27 protein-coding genes and 2 pseudogenes are annotated in these 25,432 nt (G+C 39.4%); 15 read left to right on the forward strand and 14 right to left on the reverse strand.

What is annotated here, in order from left to right; translation table 11 throughout:
• Nucleotides 1–141 precede the first annotated feature (141 nt).
• The 3 genes from G4P69_RS39225 (at nt 142) to G4P69_RS14485 (ending at nt 2,771) form a co-directional block, all read left to right on the forward strand.
• Nucleotides 142–876 (forward strand): TetR/AcrR family transcriptional regulator, encoded by a 735-nt coding sequence (locus tag G4P69_RS39225; protein WP_208342732.1) that lies wholly within the window; start codon nt 142–144, stop codon nt 874–876.
• An 88-nt stretch (nt 877–964) separates the two neighbouring features.
• Entirely contained in the window at nt 965–2,035 is a 1,071-nt protein-coding gene (locus G4P69_RS14480) for a ParA family protein (RefSeq protein WP_208342730.1), read from the forward strand.
• The gene (locus tag G4P69_RS14485) at nt 2,019–2,771 is read left to right on the forward strand and encodes a HEPN domain-containing protein (RefSeq protein ID WP_208342728.1); all 753 of its coding nucleotides are present in this window, start codon (nt 2,019–2,021) and stop codon (nt 2,769–2,771) included. Before G4P69_RS14480 ends, G4P69_RS14485 begins: the two co-directional genes overlap by 17 nt.
• A gap of 455 nt (nt 2,772–3,226) precedes the next feature.
• Here the strand turns inward: G4P69_RS14485 and hemF are convergent, their stop codons facing one another.
• The gene (hemF, locus tag G4P69_RS14490; protein WP_208342726.1) at nt 3,227–4,267 is read right to left on the reverse strand and encodes an oxygen-dependent coproporphyrinogen oxidase; all 1,041 of its coding nucleotides are present in this window, start codon (nt 4,265–4,267) and stop codon (nt 3,227–3,229) included.
• A gap of 621 nt (nt 4,268–4,888) precedes the next feature.
• On the opposite strand from hemF, the gene acsF reads away from it, so the two are divergent.
• Nucleotides 4,889–5,965 (forward strand): magnesium-protoporphyrin IX monomethyl ester (oxidative) cyclase, encoded by a 1,077-nt coding sequence (gene acsF / locus G4P69_RS14495; protein WP_208350443.1) that lies wholly within the window; start codon nt 4,889–4,891, stop codon nt 5,963–5,965.
• Nucleotides 5,966–5,975: 10 nt separating this feature from the next.
• Here acsF and G4P69_RS14500 read toward each other — a convergent pair whose 3' ends face one another.
• Nucleotides 5,976–6,338, reverse strand: a complete 363-nt coding sequence (locus tag G4P69_RS14500) for an ArsR/SmtB family transcription factor (RefSeq protein WP_208342723.1) — start codon at nt 6,336–6,338, stop codon at nt 5,976–5,978.
• Between the two features lie 339 nt (nt 6,339–6,677).
• Here G4P69_RS14500 and G4P69_RS14505 point away from each other — a divergent pair, with 339 nt between their 5' ends.
• The 5 genes from G4P69_RS14505 to G4P69_RS14525 all read left to right on the forward strand — a co-directional run bounded on the left by G4P69_RS14505 (nt 6,678) and on the right by G4P69_RS14525 (nt 10,664).
• Nucleotides 6,678–7,532, forward strand: coding sequence for a phytanoyl-CoA dioxygenase family protein (locus G4P69_RS14505; RefSeq protein ID WP_208342721.1), 855 nt, complete (start codon nt 6,678–6,680; stop codon nt 7,530–7,532).
• Nucleotides 7,533–7,557: 25 nt separating this feature from the next.
• Nucleotides 7,558–8,310 carry a biliverdin-producing heme oxygenase gene (locus G4P69_RS14510; protein WP_208342712.1) on the forward strand — a complete coding sequence of 251 codons (753 nt, stop codon included), beginning with the start codon at nt 7,558–7,560 and terminating at the stop codon, nt 8,308–8,310.
• 322 nt (nt 8,311–8,632) lie between these two features.
• Complete coding sequence (gene hetL / locus G4P69_RS14515; protein WP_208342711.1) at nt 8,633–9,364, forward strand: heterocyst differentiation pentapeptide repeat protein HetL; 732 nt, start codon at nt 8,633–8,635, stop codon at nt 9,362–9,364.
• 161 nt (nt 9,365–9,525) lie between these two features.
• Entirely contained in the window at nt 9,526–10,164 is a 639-nt protein-coding gene (gene pdxH / locus G4P69_RS14520) for a pyridoxamine 5'-phosphate oxidase (protein ID WP_208342708.1), read from the forward strand.
• A 116-nt stretch (nt 10,165–10,280) separates the two neighbouring features.
• Nucleotides 10,281–10,664 (forward strand): hypothetical protein, encoded by a 384-nt coding sequence (locus G4P69_RS14525; RefSeq protein WP_208342706.1) that lies wholly within the window; start codon nt 10,281–10,283, stop codon nt 10,662–10,664.
• A gap of 22 nt (nt 10,665–10,686) precedes the next feature.
• Here the strand turns inward: G4P69_RS14525 and G4P69_RS14530 are convergent, their stop codons facing one another.
• Complete coding sequence (locus tag G4P69_RS14530) at nt 10,687–11,085, reverse strand: helix-turn-helix domain-containing protein (protein WP_208342703.1); 399 nt, start codon at nt 11,083–11,085, stop codon at nt 10,687–10,689.
• Nucleotides 11,069–11,155, reverse strand: a pseudogene (locus tag G4P69_RS14535) (type II toxin-antitoxin system HigB family toxin); the annotation flags it as partial. The gene G4P69_RS14530 and the pseudogene G4P69_RS14535, both read right to left, overlap by 17 nt.
• Before the next feature lie 44 nt (nt 11,156–11,199).
• On the opposite strand from G4P69_RS14535, the gene G4P69_RS14540 reads away from it, so the two are divergent.
• Both G4P69_RS14540 and G4P69_RS14545 read left to right on the forward strand, forming a co-directional pair.
• Nucleotides 11,200–11,802 (forward strand): hypothetical protein, encoded by a 603-nt coding sequence (locus tag G4P69_RS14540; protein WP_208342701.1) that lies wholly within the window; start codon nt 11,200–11,202, stop codon nt 11,800–11,802.
• A gap of 3 nt (nt 11,803–11,805) precedes the next feature.
• Nucleotides 11,806–12,153, forward strand: coding sequence for a hypothetical protein (locus tag G4P69_RS14545; RefSeq protein WP_208342699.1), 348 nt, complete (start codon nt 11,806–11,808; stop codon nt 12,151–12,153).
• Here G4P69_RS14545 and G4P69_RS14550 read toward each other — a convergent pair.
• From G4P69_RS14550 to G4P69_RS14590, 9 genes are all read right to left on the reverse strand, one after another.
• Nucleotides 12,136–12,375: an SUMF1/EgtB/PvdO family nonheme iron enzyme gene (locus tag G4P69_RS14550; protein WP_208342696.1), complete on the reverse strand. Its 240-nt coding sequence runs from the start codon at nt 12,373–12,375 to the stop codon at nt 12,136–12,138. The genes G4P69_RS14545 and G4P69_RS14550 overlap by 18 nt on opposite strands.
• A gap of 21 nt (nt 12,376–12,396) precedes the next feature.
• On the reverse strand, nt 12,397–13,455 hold the full coding sequence (locus G4P69_RS14555; RefSeq protein ID WP_208342687.1) for an RNA-directed DNA polymerase: 1,059 nt from the start codon (nt 13,453–13,455) through the stop codon (nt 12,397–12,399).
• A gap of 12 nt (nt 13,456–13,467) precedes the next feature.
• Entirely contained in the window at nt 13,468–13,821 is a 354-nt protein-coding gene (gene avd, locus G4P69_RS14560; RefSeq protein WP_208342685.1) for a diversity-generating retroelement protein Avd, read from the reverse strand.
• Between the two features lie 160 nt (nt 13,822–13,981).
• On the reverse strand, nt 13,982–15,889 hold the full coding sequence (locus G4P69_RS14565; RefSeq protein WP_208342683.1) for a formylglycine-generating enzyme family protein: 1,908 nt from the start codon (nt 15,887–15,889) through the stop codon (nt 13,982–13,984).
• Nucleotides 15,886–16,980: a VWA domain-containing protein gene (locus G4P69_RS14570; RefSeq protein WP_208342681.1), complete on the reverse strand. Its 1,095-nt coding sequence runs from the start codon at nt 16,978–16,980 to the stop codon at nt 15,886–15,888. Before G4P69_RS14570 ends, G4P69_RS14565 begins: the two co-directional genes overlap by 4 nt.
• Nucleotides 16,977–17,936, reverse strand: coding sequence for an AAA family ATPase (locus tag G4P69_RS14575; RefSeq protein ID WP_208342680.1), 960 nt, complete (start codon nt 17,934–17,936; stop codon nt 16,977–16,979). The genes G4P69_RS14570 and G4P69_RS14575 overlap by 4 nt, the downstream gene beginning before the upstream one ends.
• An 18-nt stretch (nt 17,937–17,954) precedes the next feature.
• On the reverse strand, nt 17,955–18,920 hold the full coding sequence (locus G4P69_RS14580) for a hypothetical protein (RefSeq protein ID WP_208342679.1): 966 nt from the start codon (nt 18,918–18,920) through the stop codon (nt 17,955–17,957).
• Between the two features lie 59 nt (nt 18,921–18,979).
• Nucleotides 18,980–20,332 carry an effector-associated domain EAD1-containing protein gene (locus G4P69_RS14585; RefSeq protein WP_208342678.1) on the reverse strand — a complete coding sequence of 451 codons (1,353 nt, stop codon included), beginning with the start codon at nt 20,330–20,332 and terminating at the stop codon, nt 18,980–18,982.
• Nucleotides 20,333–20,476: 144 nt separating this feature from the next.
• The gene (locus G4P69_RS14590; RefSeq protein ID WP_208342677.1) at nt 20,477–20,656 is read right to left on the reverse strand and encodes a plasmid partition protein ParG; all 180 of its coding nucleotides are present in this window, start codon (nt 20,654–20,656) and stop codon (nt 20,477–20,479) included.
• Nucleotides 20,657–20,899: 243 nt separating this feature from the next.
• On the opposite strand from G4P69_RS14590, the pseudogene G4P69_RS14595 reads away from it, so the two are divergent.
• From G4P69_RS14595 to G4P69_RS14610, 4 genes and pseudogenes are all read left to right on the forward strand, one after another.
• Nucleotides 20,900–21,125, forward strand: a pseudogene (locus tag G4P69_RS14595) (type II toxin-antitoxin system HicA family toxin).
• A complete protein-coding gene (locus G4P69_RS14600; RefSeq protein ID WP_208342676.1) occupies nt 21,118–21,336 on the forward strand; it encodes a type II toxin-antitoxin system HicB family antitoxin in 219 nt (72 codons plus the stop codon). The pseudogene G4P69_RS14595 and the gene G4P69_RS14600 overlap by 8 nt, the downstream one beginning before the upstream one ends.
• 22 nt (nt 21,337–21,358) lie before the next feature.
• Nucleotides 21,359–22,864 carry a D-alanyl-D-alanine carboxypeptidase/D-alanyl-D-alanine endopeptidase gene (dacB, locus tag G4P69_RS14605; protein WP_208342675.1) on the forward strand — a complete coding sequence of 502 codons (1,506 nt, stop codon included), beginning with the start codon at nt 21,359–21,361 and terminating at the stop codon, nt 22,862–22,864.
• 105 nt (nt 22,865–22,969) lie between these two features.
• Entirely contained in the window at nt 22,970–23,749 is a 780-nt protein-coding gene (locus G4P69_RS14610; protein WP_208342674.1) for an HAD family hydrolase, read from the forward strand.
• On the opposite strand, the gene G4P69_RS14615 is transcribed toward G4P69_RS14610, so the two are convergent.
• Nucleotides 23,746–25,257 carry a HAMP domain-containing methyl-accepting chemotaxis protein gene (locus tag G4P69_RS14615; RefSeq protein ID WP_208350446.1) on the reverse strand — a complete coding sequence of 504 codons (1,512 nt, stop codon included), beginning with the start codon at nt 25,255–25,257 and terminating at the stop codon, nt 23,746–23,748. The genes G4P69_RS14610 and G4P69_RS14615 overlap by 4 nt on opposite strands.
• Between the last annotated feature and the right edge of the window lie 175 nt (nt 25,258–25,432).

Below are 25,432 nucleotides of genomic sequence, written 5' to 3' on the forward strand. Positions count from 1 at the left end.
CTAGTGTTCTGAGGAATTATTTGAGGCAGGCTGATTTTGCTTGTCTACTGTAATAGTAAAACAAAACGTGACTAATATGTCACATTTATATGTAAAATTATGACAAAAAATTCATATTTGCCAATAAATAAGAACCAGGGTATGCGGCGTCAACCTCAGCAAAAGCGCAGTCAGCAGCGTGTGGAGAGAATGTTAGATGCAGCAGCGGAGGTATTTGATGAGGTGGGTTATGAAGCGGCGACCACTCACGCGATCGCCGCTCGTGCTAAAACAGCTATAGGCTCGCTTTACCAGTTTTTTCCCGATAAATTGGCGATTTTTCACGCTTTGGAGCTGCGTCACGTCGAGCGAGTACGCGCCATACACGCAAAACTGAGTCAGTCGGAAATCATTCAACTTCCGTTTGAGGAATTTATCCAAACTCTAGCAGTCGAGTTCAGGAAACTTTTTGAACAGCCTACTTCTCGAATAGTGTTTGTGCAATACTTCACATCTGCCGCAATATTCCAAACTATTGATGAGAGTTTTACTCAGGAAGCTATAGACTTCACATCTCAACTTTGGCGAAAGCGTAATCCTGAGTTAGCTCTCGAACAGAGTAACTTACTAGCGAAAGTATGCGTCCATACTTATAATACTTTAGTGCTTATAGCATTACGCAGCAATGAAACTGACTGCGAGCAGATTTTTGCCCAGATAGAGGCGTTGTTGATTGCATACTTACGCCCTTATGTAGGCGATGAAGTGTTGAACAAGGTAATGAAATGTCCGCACTGTCGTTCTCAACGCCTCTCTAAAAATGGTCACCGTCATGGCAAACAGCGTTATCTTTGCAAAGACTGCGGTAAGCAATTTCCAGAAAACTTACCTGAGTGATACTTATTAAGCTATCAAGGTTCAGAGCTTTTCTCCAAGCTATACTGAGGATTGAAACATAAAAGCCGATTTATGCAGGCATAGTACAATGGTTCAGAAAATTTCCTTGTTTAATCACAAGGGCGGAGTTGGCAAAACAACAACCACATTTAATTTAGGATGGATGCTCGCCTCAAAAGGTAAGAGAGTAATCCTTGTGGATGCTGACCCGCAGTGTAATCTCACAGGGATGGCTTTGGGAGAAGAAACAGAGGATGATGAGGCAAGAATAGAAAATATATATAGTACAACATCAAACATTAAGATGGGTTTAGCTCCTGCTTTTGAATCTCAACCAAGAGCTATTGAGGCTGTAGACTGTATCCCAATACAAGGTCAACGAGGGTTATTTTTGTTGCCTGGTCATGTTGGATTTGCTGAATATGAGGTAATATTAGGCATTGCTCAAGAATTAAGTGGTTCAATTCAAGCCTTAAAAAACTTACCAGGTTCTATCACTGATTTATTTGAGAAAACAGCTACTAAGTTTAATGCTGACTATATTTTGATCGATATGAGTCCCAGTTTAAGCTCGATAAATCAGAATCTATTAATGACGAGCGATTTTTTTCTGGTTCCAACTACTGCTGATTTCTTCTCAGCAATGGCAATAGATTCTTTAGCTAAAGTTTTACCAAGATGGTGCGCTTGGGCTAAAACAGCAAGCTCTATTCCAATTCTGAAAAATGCTGCTTACCCATTTCCTAACATTACGTTGCGTTTTTTAGGAACTATTGTTCAAAATTATGGAATTATACGTGGTGGAAAAGAGAGTGCTGCCTTTCAAACATGGATTCAGAAAGTTGAACAAGCTGTTTCTAAGAAGTTAGTCCCTATTTTACGCCAGAATAATCTGTTGCTACCTCATATAGCCTATACTCAGCAGGGAATTAATGATACCTTTTCTCTTACGAAAATATCAAATTTTAATAGTCTAATTGCTCTGTCTCACCAACACCGAACCCCGATTTATGACCTCAAACCTGAGCAATTAGGGCAAAGAGGAATAGTATTAAACAATAACCAAAGTAAACAAGAAGAATTTAGGGAAACTTTTTCAGACTTAGCAGACAAGATTATTGCACTAACTTCTACCTCTACCTATGCAGTCAGCGCTTGACCAATTTCGTATTAGTATTGGTCGCGTTCGAGACCTCATTAATCTTCATAACTCTGTAAAAGCTCAAACTACGAATGCGTTGGATGTCTCAGATATTTTAAGGGCGTCTTTGGTTCTAGCTGTCAGTGCTTTAGACTATTACATTCATGAAGTTGTTACATTAGGGATGCTAGAAATTCACTGTAATCAACGTCCTGAACCCATCCCTCCAGCTAACACTACTCAATCAGCCTTTTCCCGTTTTGAAATTTCGTTAAGTGCTGCGCGTCAAGAGCGGATAATGGCGATAGATGTTGCATCTTGGTTGAAAAACGAGATTCAACAAAGTTACGGCTCGACATTTATGCAGCAGTCTCATACAATCTCGTCTTTAATTCCTGTAATATCAACTAGTATAGCGAATAAGCTTAATAACAATGTTTCTTGGCTAGAAAATGAAATCCGAGAAACTCTTAGTTATAAAAGCTTTCAACAGCCAGATAAGATAGCTGATGCAATTAGGCTTATATCAGGCAAGAAATTATGGGAAGAAGTTTCTGTAAAAATAGGTAAACCAGCAAAAGATATCAAGCAACAACTGAGTGCAATTGTTGATCGTAGAAATAAAATTGCCCATGAAGCTGATATAGATCCTACCTTTAATATAGGCAATAGATGGAATATTGATGAATTGTTGGTTAGTGATGCAGTGGACTTTATTGAGCAACTTGTTGAAACTGTTCATCAAATTTTGTAGCTAAATTCTTTATGACGCAAATCTTACTATACCAATCCTATTTGATCTCTAAACAGAAGCAATCTGGAAGGCTTGTTAATAAAAGCCCCGCGAGTGTTCGGTTTGTAATTCATTTAGGATTGCTATACTACTCTTTCTAATATGAGGTTTTTGTGATGTTTTTGAATTTCTATTTGCTTAATTTATTCTGCTCTCTAAGCCATGCTGATTTATTTTGTAGTGCGAGCATCTTGCTCGCTGAATTTATGCAACTGTCTCCTCCATACAATAAAACCCCATAAGCTAACGCTCGCTTATAGGGTGACGGATAATGCCAGAGGAAATCACCTAAGGTGATTTACAGGAATAAATATACCGCAGCCGTTGGTTTCGACTTCGCTCAACCAACTGAGAGATCGTGAGTTGAGCGAAGTCGAAACTCGCACTCCCCAGGTATTTTCTTTCTCGGAAATCACCTAATATCTAATAGATCCGCTCGCCCAATCTTGCGGTTTGAGGAAAACTTCAGTCAACTGTGCTTCAGGACTCCCTGGTTCTGGCTCATAACCATATTCCCAGCGTGTCACTGGTGGCAGAGACATGAGTATGGATTCTGTCCGACCATTGGTTTGCAGACCAAAAATTGTTCCTCTGTCGTAGACTAAGTTAAACTCAACGTAGCGACCGCGACGATAGAGTTGGAAATTGCGGTGGCGATCGCTATACTGCATTTCTTGTCGCCGTTGCACAATAGGCACATAAGCTGGTAAAAATGACTGACCGCAGCGTTGCACAAAGTCAAAAAGATCTTCCCAAGTACGAGATACCGTTCCCACTTCCTGACTGCGAAGGGCTGCTGAACCATCGCTGTTAGGACCAGCATAAAGGATTCCATGACCATCTTGATAGTCAAAGAATATCCCGCCGATACCTCTTTGTTCTTTGCGATGCTTTAAATAAAAGTATTCATCACACCAAGGTTTGAAGACGGAATAGTATTCTGGATGAGAGGCATCACAAGCACACTTCAATGATGAGTGGAAGTGAGTAGCATCCTCTGCAAACGGGTAATAAGGTGTCAAATCAGCACCTCCACCAAACCACCAAACTGGACCCGCTTCAAAGTAACGGTAATTAAGGTGTACAGTTGGTACATAAGGATTACGAGGATGCAGCACCATTGAAGTGCCAGTAGCAAAAAACTCATGTCCAGCTGCTTCTGGACGTTGGATCAATACTGAGGGAGGTAGTGTGTCTCCCCAAACTTCTGAAAAGTTGACTCCACCTTGTTCAAATACTCGCCCATCTCGAATAACACGAGTACGTCCTCCACCACCTTCCGGTCTTTCCCATCGGTCTTCCCGAAAACCTGCTTCTCCATCCAGTTGCTCAAGCACTGTGCAAATTTGATCCTGTAACTTCAGCATAAACTGCTTTACCCGGTGGCGCGAATCAGCCGGTATTCTAGGAGATGCAAGTAGTACAGTTTGATTTGTCGTGTCTGAAAGAGGACTCATGGGAATACCTTTTAAAGTGATAACTGTTTTGTCTCTTTAAGACTTTATAACTACTTAGTTGTTTAATTATTAATTGTTTCAAAATTTAACAAACAGAATTCAGGAGTCAGGAGCCAGGAGTCAGAATAAATTCTTGAAACTGCTTGATGAACAAAGTCCTCGTTTCTTTGGGTGTCTCCTGCCGGGGGATGTTACGCGCAGCTATACCTGTAGGGCTTTACCTGACATCTTGCACCCCAGCTGAATCAGCCCGATATCCCGCCCAGAACTTAAGTTCCGGGCTAATAGCGCGCATTCCATTGAAATGAACTCAAATCTTTGATCAGTCCTCTTGAGAGGACTTTAGCTATCAGCCAGCGATTTAAATCGCTGGCTGGCTGATAGCCCAGGTGCAAGATATCAGTTACGCTAATTGTCTACTGAGCAGCCACGGCATTGCCGAGTGTAGCACGTGGTGTTGGAGATCCTCCTAATGTACTGGTTCCTCCTGATTCCTGAATTCTGACTCCTGACTCCTTGTTTAAAGGAATGTAACGTTTTCAGCTAGGGGGTCTAGCCAAAGGATGAAATTTATTATAACTTGATAGCTATCAAAATATTTAGTTGAGTAGCCGAATAATCATGGTTAATACACTGCCCCAGTCTGTACCCAAGGAACCAAAGGTGGGAATTAAAACCCCAAGTAAAGAAACAGTACTTACTCCTCGGTTTTACACCACAGACTTTGAAACTGCTGCTAGCTTAGATCTTTCTGCTCAGGACACTGAGTTAAAGGCGATGCTGGAAGAAATGCGGGCAGATTATAACCGCCACCATTTCGTTCGGGATGAAGAATTTAAACAGTCTTGGGAAAATATTCCGCCAGAAACACGCCAACCTTTTATTGATTATTTAGAGCGTTCTTGTATCTCAGAGTTTTCTGGGTTTCTGCTGTTCAAAGAGCTATCTCGTAAGCTTAAAGGGCGTAGTCCAATTTTATCTGAGATGTTTCAGCTGATGGCTCGTGATGAAGCTCGTCATGCTGGATTTCTCAATAAGGCAATGGGAGACTTTAAACTTTCTCTCGATCTTGCTGAGGTAACGAAAACTCGTACTTATACATTTTTCCCCATTGAGTGGGTGGTTTATACTGTATACTTATCAGAAAAAATTGGTTACTGGCGCTACATCCTTATTTATCACCATCTACAAAAGCACCCAGAAAATCAATTTTACCCGATTTTCCGTTACTTTGAAAGTTGGTGCCAAGACGAAAACCGTCATGGGGATATATTTAAAGCATTATTGAGATCCCAGCCACAACTGTGGAAGACTTGGAAAGCAAGACTGTGGAGTCGCTTTTTCCTCTTATCTGTATTTGCAACCCATACGTTAACGGTTCACGAGCGTGCTGGTTTTTACAACTCACTAGGACTGGACGCAACAGAATTTGATCGCCAAGTAGTTTGCAATACCAACGAAACTGCGGGTCGAGCTTTTCCAGTGATGCTAAACACCGATCATCCAGAGTTTTTCTCGCGTTTGCACTACTGCTCAGATCAAAACTTGAAATTAGTGGAGATTGATCGCAGTTCTGCTCCTAAATTCGTGAAGCTTATCCGCAAACTACCTTATATCGCCTCAATTCTGTGGAATCTTTTGCGCCTCTATTTAATTAAACCAATTGATACAGAAGCGCTGCGCTTAACAGTTCGTTAGTACTGTTTTTTCAAAAAACAGCTGTGTTATTCCTCAGTGCTTTCAGGTTTTCAGCTTGCTGATGCACACGTTCGCTGATGCGATCGCACGCCAACTCACAAAGCTCAAAAATCATCGGGTCTGCAACCTCGTAAAAGGCGCTAGTGCCTTTGGGCTGACGAGATAAGACCCCCATCTGAGTTAATACCTTCAGATGCTTAGACAAATTAGCCTGTCCCAAGCCAGTCACCTCCGCAATGTCCATTACATTCATCGGACCTGACTTGAGACAGGTCAAAATTTGTAGCCGACTCACTTCTGATAAAACTTTGAAATACTCAGCAACCGCCATAAGAATAGCTGGATCAGCTTTGGATGGCTTCATTTTTGACATAGGGAGATTTAATTGTCAGCAGAATAATTATTTAATAACTAATTGGTATTATAACCAAGTGTTGATCAATTGTAAGAGGAAAAAGGTAATGGGCATGGGGCATGGGGCATAGGGCATTGGGGAAAGGATTAAAAGCCCTTTTATGAAGAATTATAGGTGTATCCAATAAAGAATTGTTAAAGCTCAACAACTAGATTACTAATTAGTTATACTCTTAGATAAGAATCAAAACCTTGGCGGTGCATCACACAGTGGTATTGACCTGGTGTTTTAGTACCACAAAGCAAAGACCCACTAGCTTCAATATTGTACAAAACGTCATAAGGTTCATATAGTCAAATGTTAAATCAATTAGTTGAATATATCTCTCGAATTCCGTCAGAACTCTTATATAGAATAAATCTAATCAGGCACGCCAGTAAACTACCCCCGCTTAGCGCACAGGATAAGTTAATTGTTAATGGGCTTCGCAAAGAAGGAGTTTTTGGTACTTCCTTAGAAGAGTTAGGACTTCCCAACACGCCAGAACTTGTTAAAGCTGCTAAGGGCGAGTTATCTAATATGGAAGCAGCTTTGTCTCGTAGCCGTAATAATCAAGAAAAGTTTGGCAGTCTAAAAAACCCAGCCTATCCTCAGATTTTTACTGTTACAGAGCTATCTGATTTCTTTTCATGGGGAAGTCAACAGAGATTACTTAATATTGTAGAAAATTATATAGGTCTTCCCGTTGCATTCCAAGGTGTGCATTTACGTCGGGACTTTGCAAATGACGAGCCTGTAACAACAGAGCAATGGCACCTAGATGCAGAGGATCGTCGTATGGTAAAAGTCATTGTCTATCTGTGTGATGTCGCAGAAGAAAACGGTCCATTTCAGTACATTCCTAAATATAAAGTCCCGTTTCTGCTAGCATTGCGCATTCGCGCTAAAATTGCATCAACGATGGCGAAGGGTAAAGTTGGTCTTAATGATCGAGAAATGGAAGAACTCGTACCCCCCTCACTATGGAAATCTTGCCCTGGAAAAGCAGGATCAATCGTTATTGCAGATCCAAAAGCGATCTTTCACCACGGGAAGTCTCGGAAAGAATCACGCGCAGCACTGTTTTTTGTTTACACAGCAGAGAATCCTTTGCGCCCAGAGTGCTGCACACAGTACAGCGATCAAACTTTTCCAAGAGTTTTGCCAGTTTAATTAAAATAACAGGGAACCATATACTATGAGTATTGATTTAGCAAGCAAGTTGCGGGAAGGAACGAAACAATCCCATACTATGTCCGAAAATACGGCATTTATGAAATGTTTCCTTAAAGGAATCGTTGAACAAGAACCATTCCGCAAGCTGATTGCAAACTTGTATTTCCTCTACTGTGCTATAGAAGAAGAGCTTGAGCGCCATCATGATCATCCTGCGGTAGCTCCGATTTATTTTCGTGAACTAAACCGCAAGGCAAATTTAGAGCAAGATTTGGCTTTTTACTATGGCTATCGCTGGCAAGATCAAATTGTAGCCTCCAAGGAGGGTAGAGCTTATGTTGATCGTATCCATGAGGTAGCAAAGACAGAACCAGCACTACTGATTGCTCATGCTTATGTTCGGTATATGGGAGATCTGTCTGGTGGTCAGAGTTTGAAAAAAATTATCCGCTCAGCAATGAGCTTACCAGAGGATCAAGGAACCAGATTCTATGAATTTGACGACCTGAAGAGCGTTGAGGCGATCAGAGCATTTAAAGGTAAATATCGTGATGCCTTAAATTCACTACCAATAGATGATACCTTAGCTCAAAAAATCGTGGACGAGGCAAATAACGCCTTTCAACTCAATCGCAATGTCTTCCATGAATTAGAAGACGATGTTAAAGCGGCGATTGGTGACCACGTGTTTGATTTGATCACACGCCAAGACAAACCAGGTAGTACAGAACGCTCTCCAGGTAATACTGCAGTAGAACTGATTGCAGCCGAGTAAAATTCCCAGAACAATCAAACATTTCCAGAAACCATGTAGGGGCGTAGCCTCCGGCTTCTCGCAGAGTACGGCGTTCGCCCTTACAAGTATCTTGAATGTCTAAAATTTGCTAATTCTCGGAACTCACGCTAAATATAAAAACAATCGAAAATAATCAACTTTGTCGGTGATAATTAAGCGTCAGTACTATAACATATAGTTGCATCTGCTGTTGCTGTACTGGGAAAGAAAGAATTTGACAGTACCAATATCTCTGTCGCTAACTGCGCTTTACTAGAGAAAAGCAACATGGTGTTAATATAGCTAAACTTGATAAAGAATTATGGAAGCAGATGAACTCCTCAGTCGATATGCAGCAACAGAACGGGATTTTGCCAATGTAGACTTATCTGCGGTAAATCTGCGAGAAGCTGAACTAGTGAATGTAAATTTGAGTGGTGCTAACCTAAGCAATAGTGATTTACGGGAAGCACGCTTAGGACATGCAATGCTTTTTCAAGCAAACCTCAGTAAAGCTAATTTAAGTGAAACCATTCTCTGGGGTACAGATTTGAGCGAAGCTAATCTCTGCCAAGCTGAGTTACGGGAAGCTGACTTGAGCGGAGCTAAGTTAATCAAAGCAATGCTACAGAAAACAAACTTAGCTAAGGCATTTTTGTCTGGAGCGAACTTGAGTTATGCGAACCTCTCGCAAGCAATGCTATTTGAGGCTGACTTACGCCCTAGTTCCAAGCACCAGACCAATCTAGAATATACCGATTTAAGAGACGCAGACCTAAGCTATGCAAAAATCAGCGGGGTTTTATTGCGTCACGCCAAATTAGATGGAGCCAAGCTGTGTCGAGCAAGTTTAGCAATTCTGTTAACTGATAATAATTCATATCAGACAGACCTCAGTGAAGCTAGTTTGTGTGAAGCAGATCTTAGCTATGCCGATTTGAGTGGAGTAAATTTACGCAATGCTGATTTACGAGGCGCTGATCTCACTCAAACGATCCTCACTGGTGCTAACCTTCACGGCGCTATTATGCCGGATGGAACAATTCATCAGTAATTTAGAAGGAGTCAGGAGTCAGAATACAGGAGTCAGGAGATAGAATACTCATACACGGAAAAATTTTCTGCTGTCTTACCAAAATTGATGCGCCAGTCGAATAAAATTCAATTCTTGCTCCTGACTTCTGACTCCTGACTCCTGAATTCTTTATTAAAATAATGGATATTGAAAATCTACGACAAAACTATACAAAGACAGGTCTGAGACGACAAGACTTGAAGGATGACCCCTTTGAGCAATTTGAAATTTTATTTCAACAGGCTTGTGCAGCTGATTTATTAGAGCCAAATGCAATGATTTTGGGTACTGCTTCTGCACAAGCAGAACCTTGTTTACGTACTGTTCTTTTAAAATCCTTTGATAAGCAAGGCTTTATATTTTTTACTAATTACGAAAGTAGAAAAGCTCGCCAGATTCAAGAAAATCCTCACGTATCACTGCTCTTTCTCTGGTTGCCATTAGAATGTCAAATTCAAATTCGTGGCACTGCTGAAAAAATTTCTACTGCTGAGACATTAAAATACTTTACAACCCGTCCTAGAGGTAGTCAAATTGGAGCTTGGTGTTCACAACAAAGTACGATCATTTCATCTCGTAAACTTTTAGAGATGCAATTTGAAGAAATGAAGCAAAAATTTATGAATCATGAAATACCTTTACCATCTTTTTGGGGAGGTTATCGTGTGCTCCCCCATAGTTTTGAATTTTGGCAGGGACGTCCTAATAGACTTCATGACCGATTTTTGTACTCACGCCAGGATGACGGTTCTTGGGATATTCAAAGGCTTGCTCCCTAATATAGAACCGTGAATAAAGCAACTATTTCAAATAGCCTAAAGCCTTGATATATACAACTTTTGACTTTTGACTTTTGACTTTTGACTTCCGCAAAGCGGTGCTAGGGGGATATACTATGGTTTTGCGCTATATTCTTGCATGGTTTCCCATGATATTTATCGCGATTCTCAATGGAACTATTCGAGACATTGGTTATAAAAAATATCTTGGTGACTTGCGTGCTCATCAAGTTTCAACCTTGACAGGAATTTTATTGTTTGGTGTCTATATATGGGCGCTTATTAATTTTTGGAATCTTGAATCACCGGAGGAAGCACTTACTATTGGATTGATCTGGCTCGGACTCACAGTTGCTTTTGAATTTATTTTTGGTCACTATGTGATGGGTAATCCTTGGAACAAACTGCTTAGTGATTATAATATTCTGAAGGGACGCGTTTGGATTCTCATTCCCATCTGGATTTTTATTGCTCCATTCCTGTTTTATTCCTTTTTATAAATTTTCCTCATGAAAAATCAGTTTAAGTGAATAAGTTTGCATCTACATGAAAGTAGTCCGCAAGAGCTTTAGCTTCTACTTTATTGATACCACGCTCGCCACTAACAATTTCTTTCACAACTTCCAGTGAGCCAATTACCTCAGCTAATGCTTCTGGAGCAATGTCGCGTGCATCCATCAAATGGATTAACATTGAATTAGGAGTGCCTTGAGGAATTGGGTAATGAGTTTCTTCAAATTTTTCAATTAATGTTACCAATAGTTCCAGCAACATTTCCTCTTCTGGTGTACGATTGAGACGATGCTCTAAGTTTTGAGCAAGTGCGATCGCTTCTTCATTTTCTGCTTCTGTGGTAATTGTTTTTGGTTGATACTCGGCTAGCAATTTACCGTAAGATTCACGATTAAAAGTACGGGTCATTTTTCCATTTATCCTTATCGTATTCAGCGTGAGTTAGGATATATTTAATATAGATTCTTTGAGTTTCGTAAAATTGTGGAGTATTAGAGCTTTTTTCTGGATGGAGGCGATCGCGTGAGTTATAGTGATTTTTCTTTTGCCGAGGTTCTAGAAAAATTCGACCTGAAAACCGAAGAAAAGATGGGTGTATTTGCCGACTTCCCTGAAGTAGAACCAAGTGATTTCTTGAAAGAAGCGATAAAACGATATTTTCCACTTCTTCGGGCAAGTGATAACGAAAAAATTCGCTCAGAAGGTTTGATTTTCCCAGTTTTATCTGACTTAAAATTCCAGGTAAATCCACAAGTTAACTTATTCTCTGGAATAGACTTCAACGTGGATACAAGTCTTGGTTTAAATGGATACTGTGACTATCTTATCACAAAGTCTGAAGAATCGCTCATCGTCAAAGCGCCTGTAATCATTGTTGTTGAAGCAAAAAAAGAGAATATCAATGCAGGTTTGGGGCAATGTTTGGCGGAAATGGTTGCGGCTCAAATATTCAACCAGCAAAGAGGAGAGTCTATTCCATCGATATACGGAACTGTGACTACTGGAACTAACTGGGTGTTTTTGAAATTGACAGAAAAAACTGTGTTGATCGATTTAGATGAATATTCCATCAAAACTCCCAACAAAATTATAGGAATCTTGGCTAGTGCCATCAATCAAGATTGATTTTTGCTACTCAGCATTGATAATCTAGGTCAGCTATTAGTTATTGAAGCAAAACGCGACGATCTAGATTACGGCTTTACTCAGCTGATTGCAGAATTGATTGCTCTCGACTTATGGGAGCGATCGCCCAAAGTTGAACAGCAACCTGAATTAGTTGGAGCAATCACTACAGGACAGATTTGGCAGTTTGCACTCCTTGATAGAAACGCCAAACATATTGATCAAGGATTAGATTCATACGTTTTGCCAAGAGATATTGAAACTCTGCTGAGAATATTAGCCCAATCTCTTATATTTAAGTTAGGCAACCGTTCAGTTGTTACACTTACCAGGCTACCTAAACAAGTTTGATTTTCGGGTGATGTCACCAACACCGCAGGAACAGGTCTGGACTCTTCTTTGGCGCACTCCATGTATTCCCATACACAGATTCTGGCACAGAAGAGCGCTCGGCGAAACATCGAACACAACCCGGAACCCGATGTTGTTGTTGTCGTTGTCTGGGTTGTTCCTGTTGCGATACGCGCAACGGCAGTTTTGAGGATTGTTGTTCCACGAACCACCGCGCAGCACTCGGAGTTGCCAGTCCCTTCTCTACTTCCTCAACCAAATGAGAGAAGCAAATATCTGTTGACGTAGCTGCCAAGTATCTCCATGCTCTAGATGAGCAATCCAACTTTGAATTGATCGAGTTACTTCGTCTATACTTATCTTACCTTGAATATATTCGATTTGCATATTTCTTAGTCTACGTTTTGCTCTTCGCAAGTTTTCTGTGCGTACTCGGATACAGTGTGGTAAAACGCGAAAGCCTAAAAAATTAGCACCGTACCTTGTTTCAAATAACTGGCTCTTAATCGGATGAATTTTTAGTCGTAACTTGGCTAAATATTCTTCAATCGCAAATCGTGCTTCTTTTAAAAATCCCCAGTCATCTGAAAACAGGGCAAAGTCATCGACGTAGCGGAGATATTTGCGAGCTTTTAGCTGTTCTTTAACAAAATGGTCGAAACTATTAAGATAGATATTAGCAAAAAACTGGCTGGTAAGATTCCCAATCGGTAAACCGCGTCGTCTTTCGAGCGGTGTTAATAAACTATCTTCCTCAAAGTACTCAACTGCTGCTAGCTGTTCATTGCTGTTGTCGATGATGGTATTAATTAGCCAGAGCGTATCTGAGCATTTTATTTTACGGCAAAGCAAACTCTTTAGTATTTCATGGTCAATGCTAGGAAAATATTTTTTGATATCGCATTGAAGCACGTAGCGACTAGAACGAGAAAATTCGATAAACCGATTTAAGGCGCGATGAGTACCAAATCCGACTCGATTAGCGTAGGAATCACCTATAAATGTCGGTTCAATCAGAGGAACAATTATGTTACACAACGCATGATGCACGACTCTGTCTTTATACGGTGCAGCAGAAATAAGCCGACTTTTTGGTTCTTTGATATAAAAACTTCTATAAACACCTGGTTGATAATTTTTGTTCGCCAGTTCTTTTTGTAATTTCTCTAATTCTTGTTCTAAGTTGTAATTAAAAATTAAAACATTGTCGCGATATCGCTTACCTTTTTGTGCTTTCTTCGCTGCTGCTAAGATGTTTTCAAATTCGATAATTTGAGGATAGATATTTCCGTAGCGTTTCATGCCATGTTAAATTTAGTTGTTAGCGTGCTGACGTTTATTTTGCTGTTTAATCCAAGCACCTAGCTCCATACCAATTTCGTTAATAAATTTTCCTGCATATTCGTAACGAGGCACAGCTATTAGCTGGAAATCTAGCAGAAGTCGCGTTTGATGACGTAAAATATGTAATTGAGTGCTTATTGCTTCTAATTGTGGCAGCTTTTCATTAGCATAGCGAGCGGCAATTAACCCATCGAATATATTATATAGCCCGTTTATCATTCTATCCCCTAATATAAATTTATGATGCTGAGGTAAGCGGTTAAGAATTGGAACATACCATCGAATCAAGTCGTATGTCTTCTGTATAATAGGTAATTCTTCCATTAGTTTTTTGAGAAAAATATAAAAGTGCCATTTACAGACTTAAATTTATATGTTAAAGTGATTAAAGTCAAATAAAAAAAAGATCGTTCCGCTCCGCTACACTCTCTAAGGGCTAAGAGAAGAAGGGTCAAGGGGAAGAGGGCAAAAGTGCCAAGGGGTACTAAGTCCTCGGCGAAACATCGAACACAACCCGGAACCCGATGTCGTTGTCGTAGTCCGGGTAGAACCTGTAGCGATACGCGCAACGGGAGGAAGGAGGATTGAAGTTCCACGAACCACCGCGCAGCACTCGGCTAGACCCTTCATCGCTAGATAGCCATATAGTTTCATCGTTAGACGCTCCTTCATAGTTCTCATGCCAATGGTCAGCGCACCATTCCCAAACATTACCGTGCATATCGTATAAACCAAAGGCATTTGCCACGCCAAAGCTACCTACAAGTGTTGTTTCTCCTCGAGAAATTCCTTTAACCCCAACGCCATAAGTATAGTCGGCATTATAATTTGCCAAATCGGATGTAATTGTTTCACCAAAATGAAACGGAGTTGTTGTACCTGCGCGACAAGCATATTCCCATTGGGCTTCACTTGGCAATCCATAGGATCTGCCAGTGTTTTGGGACAGGTGACGCGTTAAGCGATCGCAAAACTCTACAGCATCATACCACGAAACACTCTCGACTGGACGATCTTCTCCTTTAAAATGAGATGGTTCAGGTTTCAGTTCCCGATTGACTTGTGGTAAAGACGCTACAGCTTTCCACTGAGCTTGGGTTACTGGATATTTCCCCATAAAAAATTGTTTAACGCTGACTCGGTGTTGAGGACTTTCGTCATCAGATCGCTCAAGTTCATCTTCCGGCGATCCCATCAAGAAGCTTCCTTCAGGAATCAATACCATCTCTAGGTGAACCCCATTCCCTAAATCTTCGCTAAAACCTTGAGCCTGCTGTCGATCACGGTGAATGGTTAAATGGGGATGAGCAATCCACTTTTCAACAAGTTTTTGTAGATTTTTTTTGGTGACTTTTTCCCCAAGCACTTCTGATAAAACTTTCCATAGTTTACCAGCAACATTTGAGAGAAAACGTACAGAGTATTCTGCTGATGCTGAAATTTGCTCATAGGTTTGGTTAGCTAATGTTCCCTCTAGTACTAACCGTTCAACGTCTTGGAGATATTTTCCTGTTTTAGTAAAAACCGCCTCTTGCAAAATTTCAAGAGGATTATCTGTACTAACTTCAGCAGATTGATTAACCTGTATAGTAGCAACGTCAAATTCAAAAGGTTTTATTGGTGGGAAACCTTCAAGAGTAGGTACCGTATCCTGACGATCTCTGAAACCTTTTGGTAACAAAGCATTCGGAAGACTCACTTGAACACCCTCTACCTCATAAGAACGACGCACTTCTTCTTGAGTAACATCATTTGGTGTTTTTAAGAGTCGCTGTACAAGCCTTGCACACTCTAATAAAGCTGGTTGATTTTGTAATTGATATTTTAACTCTTCAGTAATACGCGCCAATCGTGCGAATTCCGCGCGCGTTCCTGACTCAGTGATGCTTTCCGAATCTGCTGCACTAGTAGTTTCTGCAAGTCGTTGGGCGATCTGTTTTGCTGCTTCTTTGGACTTTTCATCTCCTAAATATACCATTGCTGCCCATCTTTGGGCTTCTATTTCTTTTTGTCGTCTTCCTGGATTTAGCCGACTTAGATAATTAACATAGCTATATAAAACCTGTGCGACTTCCCGCATTCTCTGCTCACCATACTCTTGCTTCATTTCCCCCAGCAAATATGCTCGTACGTGAGTATCCATCGCATAAAGTTCATACCCGACTTGACTACACAAATCAGACAACAAAAGATCAACCTCTGCTACCCAAGGAACTTCGTCACCTCGTAAAAACTGATTGCGTAAATAGTTCACTAATTCTGGAGTTAACACCAAAGGTAATGCAGCATGGTAAGCCAGTAGTCGGTACGACTTATCGAAACGCCAAACAAACCGATCTACTGCTTGAATCGCCTGTTCTCGTAATTGTGCTGCATCAGTCTCAGTTGTCATGAGAAACGAGTGTGAAAGTGTTGTAATGGTTGTCCGCGAACGATGTCAATAGCATTACTTAAGCCATTATTATCCATTTGGTACATTGGTACTAAAACAGCAGTAATTTCTGCTGAACTCCCATCCCAACGTTTTTCTGGCATAGGATTTAACCAAGCAATTAAAGAAGTGTGCCGTTTTAGTTGAGCGAGAAAACTGCTAGTTGCCTGAATTCGCTTTAATTCACGATAACCTCGTGCAGAGCCCGCATCACTCACAATCAATACACTAGTTTCATTATCGCAGGTTGCTAATACTGTTTGTAAAGCAATTGGTTCTGTTAGGTAGATGTCTTTGTAAACATTGGCAGCGGGGACGTTATGAAAATAAAAGACGTTAACTTTTTCTGGTTGTAGAGAACTTTCATAGAGTGCTGTTTCTACTAAATCACGGGTGAAGCGGTGAAACGGAGTCATTGATCCATTTTGATCAACCAGTAATAATAAATGAGCATTATTTCGTTCTCTTCTGCGGTAGACTGGAGCTATGTAAAATCCCTGGTGAGTCGCTTGCTCAATCGTGGCATTAATATCTAATATATCTAGTGAACCATCAGCAGCAGGTCGGCGTAAATATCGCCAACAGTAGATCATGGAACGACGAGAAATAGGATAGTATGTCTGTAATGTAGAAGTGTCTTCTGTTTCTGCTGGTGTAAACGGTGCGCGAATTGGTAGTGATGAAAGTTCACGTTCCGTTTTAATCTCAGTTACTTTCTCCTCAGCGGGTGGTGGTGTCGCTATTTCTTGGGGTTCCTCAACCCGTTCTTGAACAGAAGGTTCAGGCTTTAGCTCTTTGGGAGGTTTTTTTTCAGCCTGTTTTGAGGTTGAACTGATGAGAGACTCCCAAACACCATCAAACTGGCTTTGCTCAGATGGAGAGTGACACCATAAAATTCTCAATGTCCCTGCTAGTTCTGTTTCATCCTCTCCAAATCCTCCCTCAACAGCTTGCTTTGCAGCCAATAACTCTCCTACACCAAGCCCAAAACCAGTTTGGCGCAGACGAATAAAGGCGCGAGTCATCAAATCTTGGGGGTTAAAGGAATTCATGACGCTTGAGCATATTTTTTCCAATCTTGCTGAAGCTTAAATAGTAACTCGGGGTAGGGAAGCAATTTATCCTTTTTTAGTTGTGTTGCGCTATAAGGTTTTGGCTCGAACTTGTGTAACGCCTTCAGCCAATCAAGAAATTCGCTGGTTCCTGGTTTCTTGAAGAGTCCACCCTCATTCCACACGGTTAAAAAGCGATTAATAGCAGTTTCTACTAAAGCGCTTGGTGGTGGTGCTTGTTGAGAAATTTGGTAGTGCTTTTCAACAATCTCTTGCAACTGCTCCGACTTATTAGGAAAATCTACGTAATGATATAAGCAACGCCGCAAAAATGGCGCAGGTAAGTTACCTTTTTCCTTATTACTGGTGATGATCACAATTGGTTTATGGGTAGCGCAAACCGTTTCTCCAGTTTCCTTAATCTTAAATTCCCAAGGTTCATCTAATACAGTTAGCAAATCATTTGGGAAATCTAAATCAGCTTTATCGATTTCATCAATTAATACAACTGCTGGACAATCTTCTAGTTTAAACGCTTTTCCTAATGCACCAAATGTACGATAGTCTTTAGGATCAGCAGGGTTACGATTTTCGCTCGTTTCTTCTTGGTTTACTGGTGGAATTTTTTCTACTTTTTGTGTTTGTACATCGTGCAGCCGTAAAATTGCATCGTATTCGTAAAGTCCATCTTGAGCTTTTGTTGTAGAGCGTATATCCCAGCGATAAAGAGGAAAACCTAACTCATAAGCAACAGCTGAAGCGAGACGAGTTTTACCACACCCAGCGTCTCCTTCTAGTAATAATGGTCTTCGGAGATAAATTGCTAAATTTACAGCTTTTTTTAATTCCTCAGAAATCACATAAGGTTCTGGCTTTTGTGGGGAATCTTCGTGTGAATTCTTAGGTCGGAGTTTAGGATCATTTTCAAACTTCAATTTATTATTAGAGAAATTCATAAGCTATTCCATAAAAAGCTAACTCAATGTACTCATTAATGCATCACAAATATATTTAGGATTACCACCGTTACTTGACTTGTAAACATCATTAGCAATTGAACTAATTTTATGTTTTGGTAGTCCTGAATATTTGATTAGCCAACTGTGAATATCTTTCTTACTCCACTCTTTTAAAGGGATTGCTAAAATTTTATTTCTATCAAAGTCTATTTCTGTACAAAAAAAAGAAGAATTTAAATATTCTTCATCAGTATTGGTGTCTGATATAGCAAGAATTATGAATTTTATTTGCTCAATATCTTTTATCTCGCAATTTAGACGTATTGTTTTCACCAATGTCTTCCAAAATTTATTAACAAGCCATCCAAAAAAAGATTTCATGTCGGACAATAAATTTATTTTGTTTAATTCTATAAAAATGATAGTTCCATTTTCCATAAAACAAAAAAACTTTTCAATTATTTTTATATACTCTTCCTCCGTTTCTATTGTATCCATACCTAAATGATCTCCTAGTCGTTGCAAAAACCCTATTTCATCCAGTCTTACGTCAAGTGAAAAAGATATTGGAAAATACCTGAAATCTGTTGTCTCATCGTTTAGTATTTTTCGCAGTTGTAAACAAAATAAGTTGCCCGCCATATTTAAGCTATCGTTTACAAGAAAAAGGACAGCACCATCTTCTGCGCATTCCTCCAGAATATTTCTTACCGTCTCAATTTGTTCCTTAAAGTCAATTTTAGGAAGCTTTTCTTCTAAAGCGCAAGAGCGACGGTGATTAGAATCTCCGCTTATATCTTTTTTATCTAATAGATTGTATAATTTATCTATTTTTTTACTATCTCCCTCAAGTTTCCTTTTCAAACGGATTCGTTGAGCCTCGTCTATTGTTGAACGATATTGTTCTAGAGATTCATCCCGCTCTCTTTCAAGATCTGCAATTTGTAATACAATTTCTTTTCTATTAGAAGTAAGGGACATTCCAAGAAATTTAGTTCTAATTATTAAATTGGTATATCTACAAAAATAAACACTATAATTTATATATCATTTATCTGACCTTCAAGCTCAGTTATTTGGCTATCTAAATTATCAAGTTTTCTTTTCAAACGGACGCGTTCAGCTTCATCTATTGTTGAACGATATTGTTTTTTAGAAGCCTCCTGTTCTTCTAGAAGATCTTCAAGTTCCTCTTGAAGACGAAGTTGTTCACGTGGGGATTTCATACTTTTGATCTGACTCTTTCTTTTAAGGTTTTGTACGCTATTAGATTCTGACCCTGTGGTTTTATTAACTGGGTTTTCATTTAATTTTACGATATTCTCTGCGTAGTAAGCAAGAATGATATCGCCTAATCCCTCAATACGTTGTGTAGGAAACTGCAAACGACTATTTTGAACCCCCCATTTTCTCAATTCATTCAATACGTACGAATAAAGCTGATAAACAGTAATAAAGTTCTTATTTTCCCTAACTTTCTGGCTATTTAATCCTTGTAGTAGAAAATGTGTGAAAATCCCATTTTCCCCATCTTCATAAGCCTTTTGATTTGCTGTAGCTGCTGCAAGTAGAACAAAACCTTCAGCTTTTTGATGCACATTCTCAAAAAACTCTTGTTGATCAATGACATCTCTACCTATGTTGACTCCACTGTGGCAAGCATCTAATGTCAGTATTAGCTTATGGGATCCGCTTTTTCTCATATAGCTCTCGACTTGTGCTACGGATAAAACTTCGGATTCATCATCTAAAAGAGAAGATTCGGTGTCCTTTAGTATCAAAACAGGCTCTTTTGTCTCAGGAGTCAAAGTTCCATGACATGAGAAATGTACCCAAAGGAGATCATTAGGTTGAAGTGATTGAGAAAGTATATTAAGTTTTGTCTTTACGTTTCTACGAGTCGGTGCGTCTTTATCATTGAGTCCATCATGGAGACAAAAAACTTCGTAGTCTAGCTTAGTCAGATTTCTCTGTAAAGCCTGAACGTCATTTACACAAAACTCTAACTGTTTAATGTTACGATCATCATAATGATTCACACCGACTAATAACGCCCAAAACTTTCCTTTCTGTTTTTCCTCCGCTGCTGGGATTATTTCACGGTTAAGCATTTGTTCTTCTTGATTTGTCAATAATTCTTGAGCAGTAGTTTTTAATAGTCGATTTCCAGGGTTTGACGTACACGCAGCACGAATTAAATCTTCAGTCCATCCCTGTGAGTCTGCTGCTTGTATTAGGACAAAGACAATTTGTTGTAAACTGCCTTCAGGTGCGATCGCTCTTAAATTCCTATTTAGTTCAAACGATAACATCTGCTCTAGAGACGCCATATTAGGAAAAGCATTTATTAAAGCTTCCTGTAATTTTTTGCGCTGTTGACCGGATAAGCCCATAATTTATCATTTCCCATATGTTTAATAGGAGTTGACGATTCTTGTGGTACGTTTTACGCGATACTTTCGGTGAGCTTCTCTACGAGACGCTGCGCGATCGCTAACGCCTTTAACACTCAGCCAATCGTGCTCATCACCCTGTTACTACGAACTTAGTTTATCCTTTGTCATAGATTCATCAAATTTCACAGTGGAGACAGAAAAATCGTTAACTTCTAGCCATTGCTCAATGAGTTCTGCCACAACTTGGCTCATTTTCAAACCACGGATAGCACAAGCTGCGTGAAACCGTTTTTTTGTTGCATCTGGGATACTAATATGCATAGTTTTGATCGATAATAAGCTGCTTAAAAAGAATACCCAGACAAATCTACAAATGTAGAGGATGCGATTCCAGATAAATGCTATCAATTTCGTGGTTATTTTGATTTTAAGAGTATCAATTTGTACTAGTATCAATAATACGCGATAGCGAAGCGGGATCGCATCCTGGAGAGAACAAGCACCAATCGCTCGGCTTTTTCTCCTTATGGTAATATGCTGTGGTTGATAGTTAATGTCTGAACAATACCCAAGAAAATTAGGGAGTTAAAACAGATGCTACGCCAATTAGGTTTTACAGAACTCCCAGGTAAAGGAAGCCACACTAACTGGGTACATCCTTTATACTTTGGAAAACTCACTATTTCAGGTAAGGATAGTTCAGACGCTAAATCGTACCAAGAATAAGGATGTGCAACAAGCTATAAAAGAAGTGAAGGAGAAACAGCAGGAGAAACAGGAAGATGAGTAAATTTAAGTACCAAATGGTGATTCAATGGTCAGAAGAAGATAATTGCTTTTTGGTAGGATTTCCTGATTTTCCCGGACAACGTTGGCGAACTCATGGTGATAGTTATGAGGAAGCTGTCACAAATGGTATTGAAGCTTTAGAATCCCTAATTATGGCTTATGAAGCAACGGGTGAAAAGCTTCCGGAACCAACGGTTAGTAAAGTAGCTTAAATGCTTAGGCGTAGTCATAGAAATGCTCAAAAGAATCTCTATAGGTTTCCTAGTGCTGCTTGTTAATATGCAGTTAGGAATCTCAGCTAAAGCACAGTCACAAGTTCCACCAACGCCAACAATCAGCACAAAATCAATTTGCCCAAACCAGCTAGGTGCAATTATAGATGCTGTGATCAATCGTCCTCAATTCAATCGTATGCGTTGGGGAATTTTAGTGCAAAACCTCGGCTTTGCGCAAACTCTTTATAGTCGAGACGCTGAAAAATACTTTGTTCCAGCTTCCGTTAACAAACTGCTAATAACAGCGGCGGTACTACAGCAATTAGGTAAAAATTTTCGCTTTCGCACGTCTGTATATAGTAGCGGTGATGGTGTTTTGCATGTTGTGGGTAGAGGAGATCCCAGCTTAACTGATATTCAGCTTATAGCTTTGGCAAAGCAATTGCAACAGAAGGGTATTCGGGAGGTTAAGTCACTGATTGTTGATGATGGGTATTTTCAAGGAGAACTTGTCAATCCTTCTTGGCAATGGGAAGATATACAGTCAGACTATGGCGCACCTATTAATAGCCTTATTCTCAATCAAAATATTTTTAGTTTAAAGCTACTACCACAAATTGTCGGTCAACCTTTACAAATTGTGTGGAGCGATCGCAACGAAGCCAAATACTGGAAAATCGTCAATCAGTCAATCACAACAGGCGAAGATCAACTAAACGATATTAACATTACACGCGACTTAACCAGACCAATTTTAAAAATTCAAGGAAATTTAGCAGTAAATTCTCAGCCTGAATCAATAAGTTTACCAGTCTTTGCTCCTGCTGAATACTTCTTGGAACATTTCCGCAATGCTTTAGCAACACAAAACATTAAAGTCCGACAGGCTTACGTATCATCTACTAATAGCAGCTTGCAGCAAGAATTAGCTGCTGTCGAATCTCCTCCACTACCGGAATTGTTAGCACAGATGAACCTTAACAGTTATAATCTCTTTGCAGAAGCCTTACTCAGATCGATTGGTGCTAGTTCTCTCCAGCAAGCACAACGAACACAACCCACCATCAAAAAACCAACAGATAAAAATAAAACTAGCGCAGATGCTGGGTTAGACGTGATGAAAGCAACCTTAACCCGGTTAGGAGTGGATCCAGGTGGTTATATTTTAGCGGATGCTTCAGGATTATCTCGCAAAAACTTAGTTAGTCCGCAAGCTTTAGTACAAACCTTGCAAGCAATGGCAAAATCACAAGAAGCATATGCGTATCGTGCTTCTTTACCAGTTGCAGGAAAAAGTGGTACATTGAAAAGCCGTTATCTTCATACACAGGGTGAGGGTATTGTACAAGCAAAAACAGGCTCAATGGATGGTGTTGTTTCCTTAGCTGGATATATAACTCCACCCAACTATCAACCACTGGCTTTTAGCATCATTGTAAATCAATCCAACCAACCCATTAAAGTTGTACGACGCGCGATCGATGATGTTGTTGTTTCGTTAGCTCAATTACAGCGCTGTCAATAAACGAAGAACGGGAAGAGGGAAGGAGTTTACAACTCATTTAAGATTTGTCTTTCAGTTTCTCCTGTAAGCTAATAAGGTCAGTTCTCATCATCTTTCAAAACAACGATGCCAAGTACCCCAAAAATTCTCGCCTTAGACTTTGATGGTGTCATTTGCGATGGAGTGATTGAATATTTTAAGGTATCATGGCGTACATATTGTCAAATTTGGCTAGCTGCTGAGGAAACACCACCAGAAGGTTTAGCAGAAGTATTCTATCGTCTTAGACCTGTCATTGAAACAGGTTGGGAAATGCCTATTCTAATCAAAGCCTTAGTGAAGGGGATAGCTGAAGAAAAAATTCTTAATGATTGGGAAGCGATCGCAAAAGCAATTTTAGAACAAGATGATCTCAAATCAACAAAAATTAGTACTGCACTAGACAAAAACCGCGACGATTGGATTGCTCAAGATTTAAACGGTTGGCTGAGTCTACATAGATTTTATCCAGGAGTAGTGGAAAAAATCAAAGCCACTACCCGTGATACATCTTTATACATTATTTCTACTAAAGAAGCGCGTTTTATACAGCAATTGTTGGAGCAACAAGGAATCTCTCTAAGTAGAGACAAGATTTTTGGGAAAGAAGTTAAGCGTCCAAAATACGAAATTTTACGACAACTAATTCATGCAACAGGTACTTCACCAGCAAGTATATGGTTTGTCGAAGATCGACTTAAAACATTAGAGATAGTTAAACAACAACCAGACTTAGAGGATGTTAAACTCTTCCTTGCGGAATGGGGATATAATACCTCATCAGAAAAAGCATCTGCGCGCAATGATAGCCGGATTAAACTATTATCTCTTTCTAACTTTTCTCAAGATTTTTCTGATTGGCTCTAAACCATTTGTTTAAGTTGCATAGCAGTCTGATTTAGAATTTCGCTATTCTCTTTGACTCGAGTAATACTCTCAGCTGTTTGTGTAGCAGAAATATTGAGAGAACTCATTGCTTCTAGTACTTGCTTAATAGCAATTGCTTGTTGATTTGCTGTAAGCGAAATTTGTTGACTGTTGATGACTATATTATTAATAGCATTAGCTACAGACGAAAAAGCTTCTGCTGTTTGATAAGCGATATCTACGCCTTTATCAACAGTTTTTGTACCTTGATTGGTAACTTTAACCGCCGAGTTAAGGGCTACCTCAAGTTCAGCAACTAACTGATTAATACTCTGTGCTGATTGCTGACTTTGATTCGCTAATTTGCTTACCTCAAAAGCAACAATAGCAAACCCCTTACCGTACTCGCCTGCACGTTCAGCCTCTAATGCTGAATTTAAAGCTATCACATTAGTTCGATGGGCGAATTCACTAACAAGGTTCGATATTTTACGAATCTGATAAGCCTGATCTTTCAAATTTAAAATTTGATTAGATATTTCCTCAACTTGATCTTTCAAAATTGCCATTTCTTCCAAGGTTAGATTTACCTTTTTGTTTCCCTGCACTGCTAAGGATAATACTTGTTTTGCTCCTGTAGCAGATAATTCAGCTTGTCGTGCTGATTCCTGAGAAAAGGTACTCATTTCATCCATAGTAATAGTAGTTTGATTAACAGAAACTGCTTGCTGATTTGCCATAAGTTCCTGTCTTCCAATTACATTAGTGATTTCCTCCGAAAGAATGAAAATAGAATTAACAATCTTACGTAGAGAACGACTGATAGGTTTAGCAATATTTCGACTTAATACAATTCCGAGAATAATAGATAATCCAGTTCCGATAAGTACAGTAATGATGAGCCATAAAGTAGTTGTATGTGCCTGGATTGTAGAGGATTTTTGTTGCAAATTTGCTTCTTCTCTCTCCTTATTTAAGAGTCCTATAAGAGTTCTAGTTGTTGCTTCTAATGCTGGCTTGTTTTTCGTAAATTCTTGCTTACTTAAAGCTTCTAGTAAATCTTGAGACTTAAATCCGTCTATTTCATATTGTCTATAAATTCGCATAAATTCTTTATGATGATTATGCCATTTTTTATACAAAGCAACAAAAGCATTAAATATTCTTTTTTCATCATCATCATCATCAAACCTTCTACTATTATAGGTGTCAAGAGCCTGTTGGACTTGTTCAAAAGATTTTTGTATTTTCAGAACTTCTGAACCTCTAATATCTAATGTAATTTTTGGATTAATTAAAGTTTCTTCAGATGATTGAATTTGAGTTAAGCCTTGGTTGATTTGCCACAAACTATCAATGCTTGGCAGACTATCCTGTGCCAAATCTCTAATATGAAACGATAACTGAACATTGCTTATATAACCTATAGTACCTACCAGCAAAACTATGGCACCTAACAATAAAAACGATGCAGAGAGTTTGTTTTGTAAACTTAGATTCTTCATCATATAATTTTTATCCTAATTAAAAAAATCAACCCTTATTTGAACAATATGGGTCATACTTTAGTAAGTAACTACTAAATAATTGGTTTATAAATTCATAAGAATGCAATTTGAGCAAAACTTGATTTACTTAAAAACCAAGGTTTGTGGGTAGATGCCAGAAAATAATATACGGTTG

The organism is Aetokthonos hydrillicola CCALA 1050 (assembly GCF_017591665.1).
Taxonomy (GTDB): Bacteria; Cyanobacteriota; Cyanobacteriia; order Cyanobacteriales; family Nostocaceae; genus Aetokthonos; species Aetokthonos hydrillicola.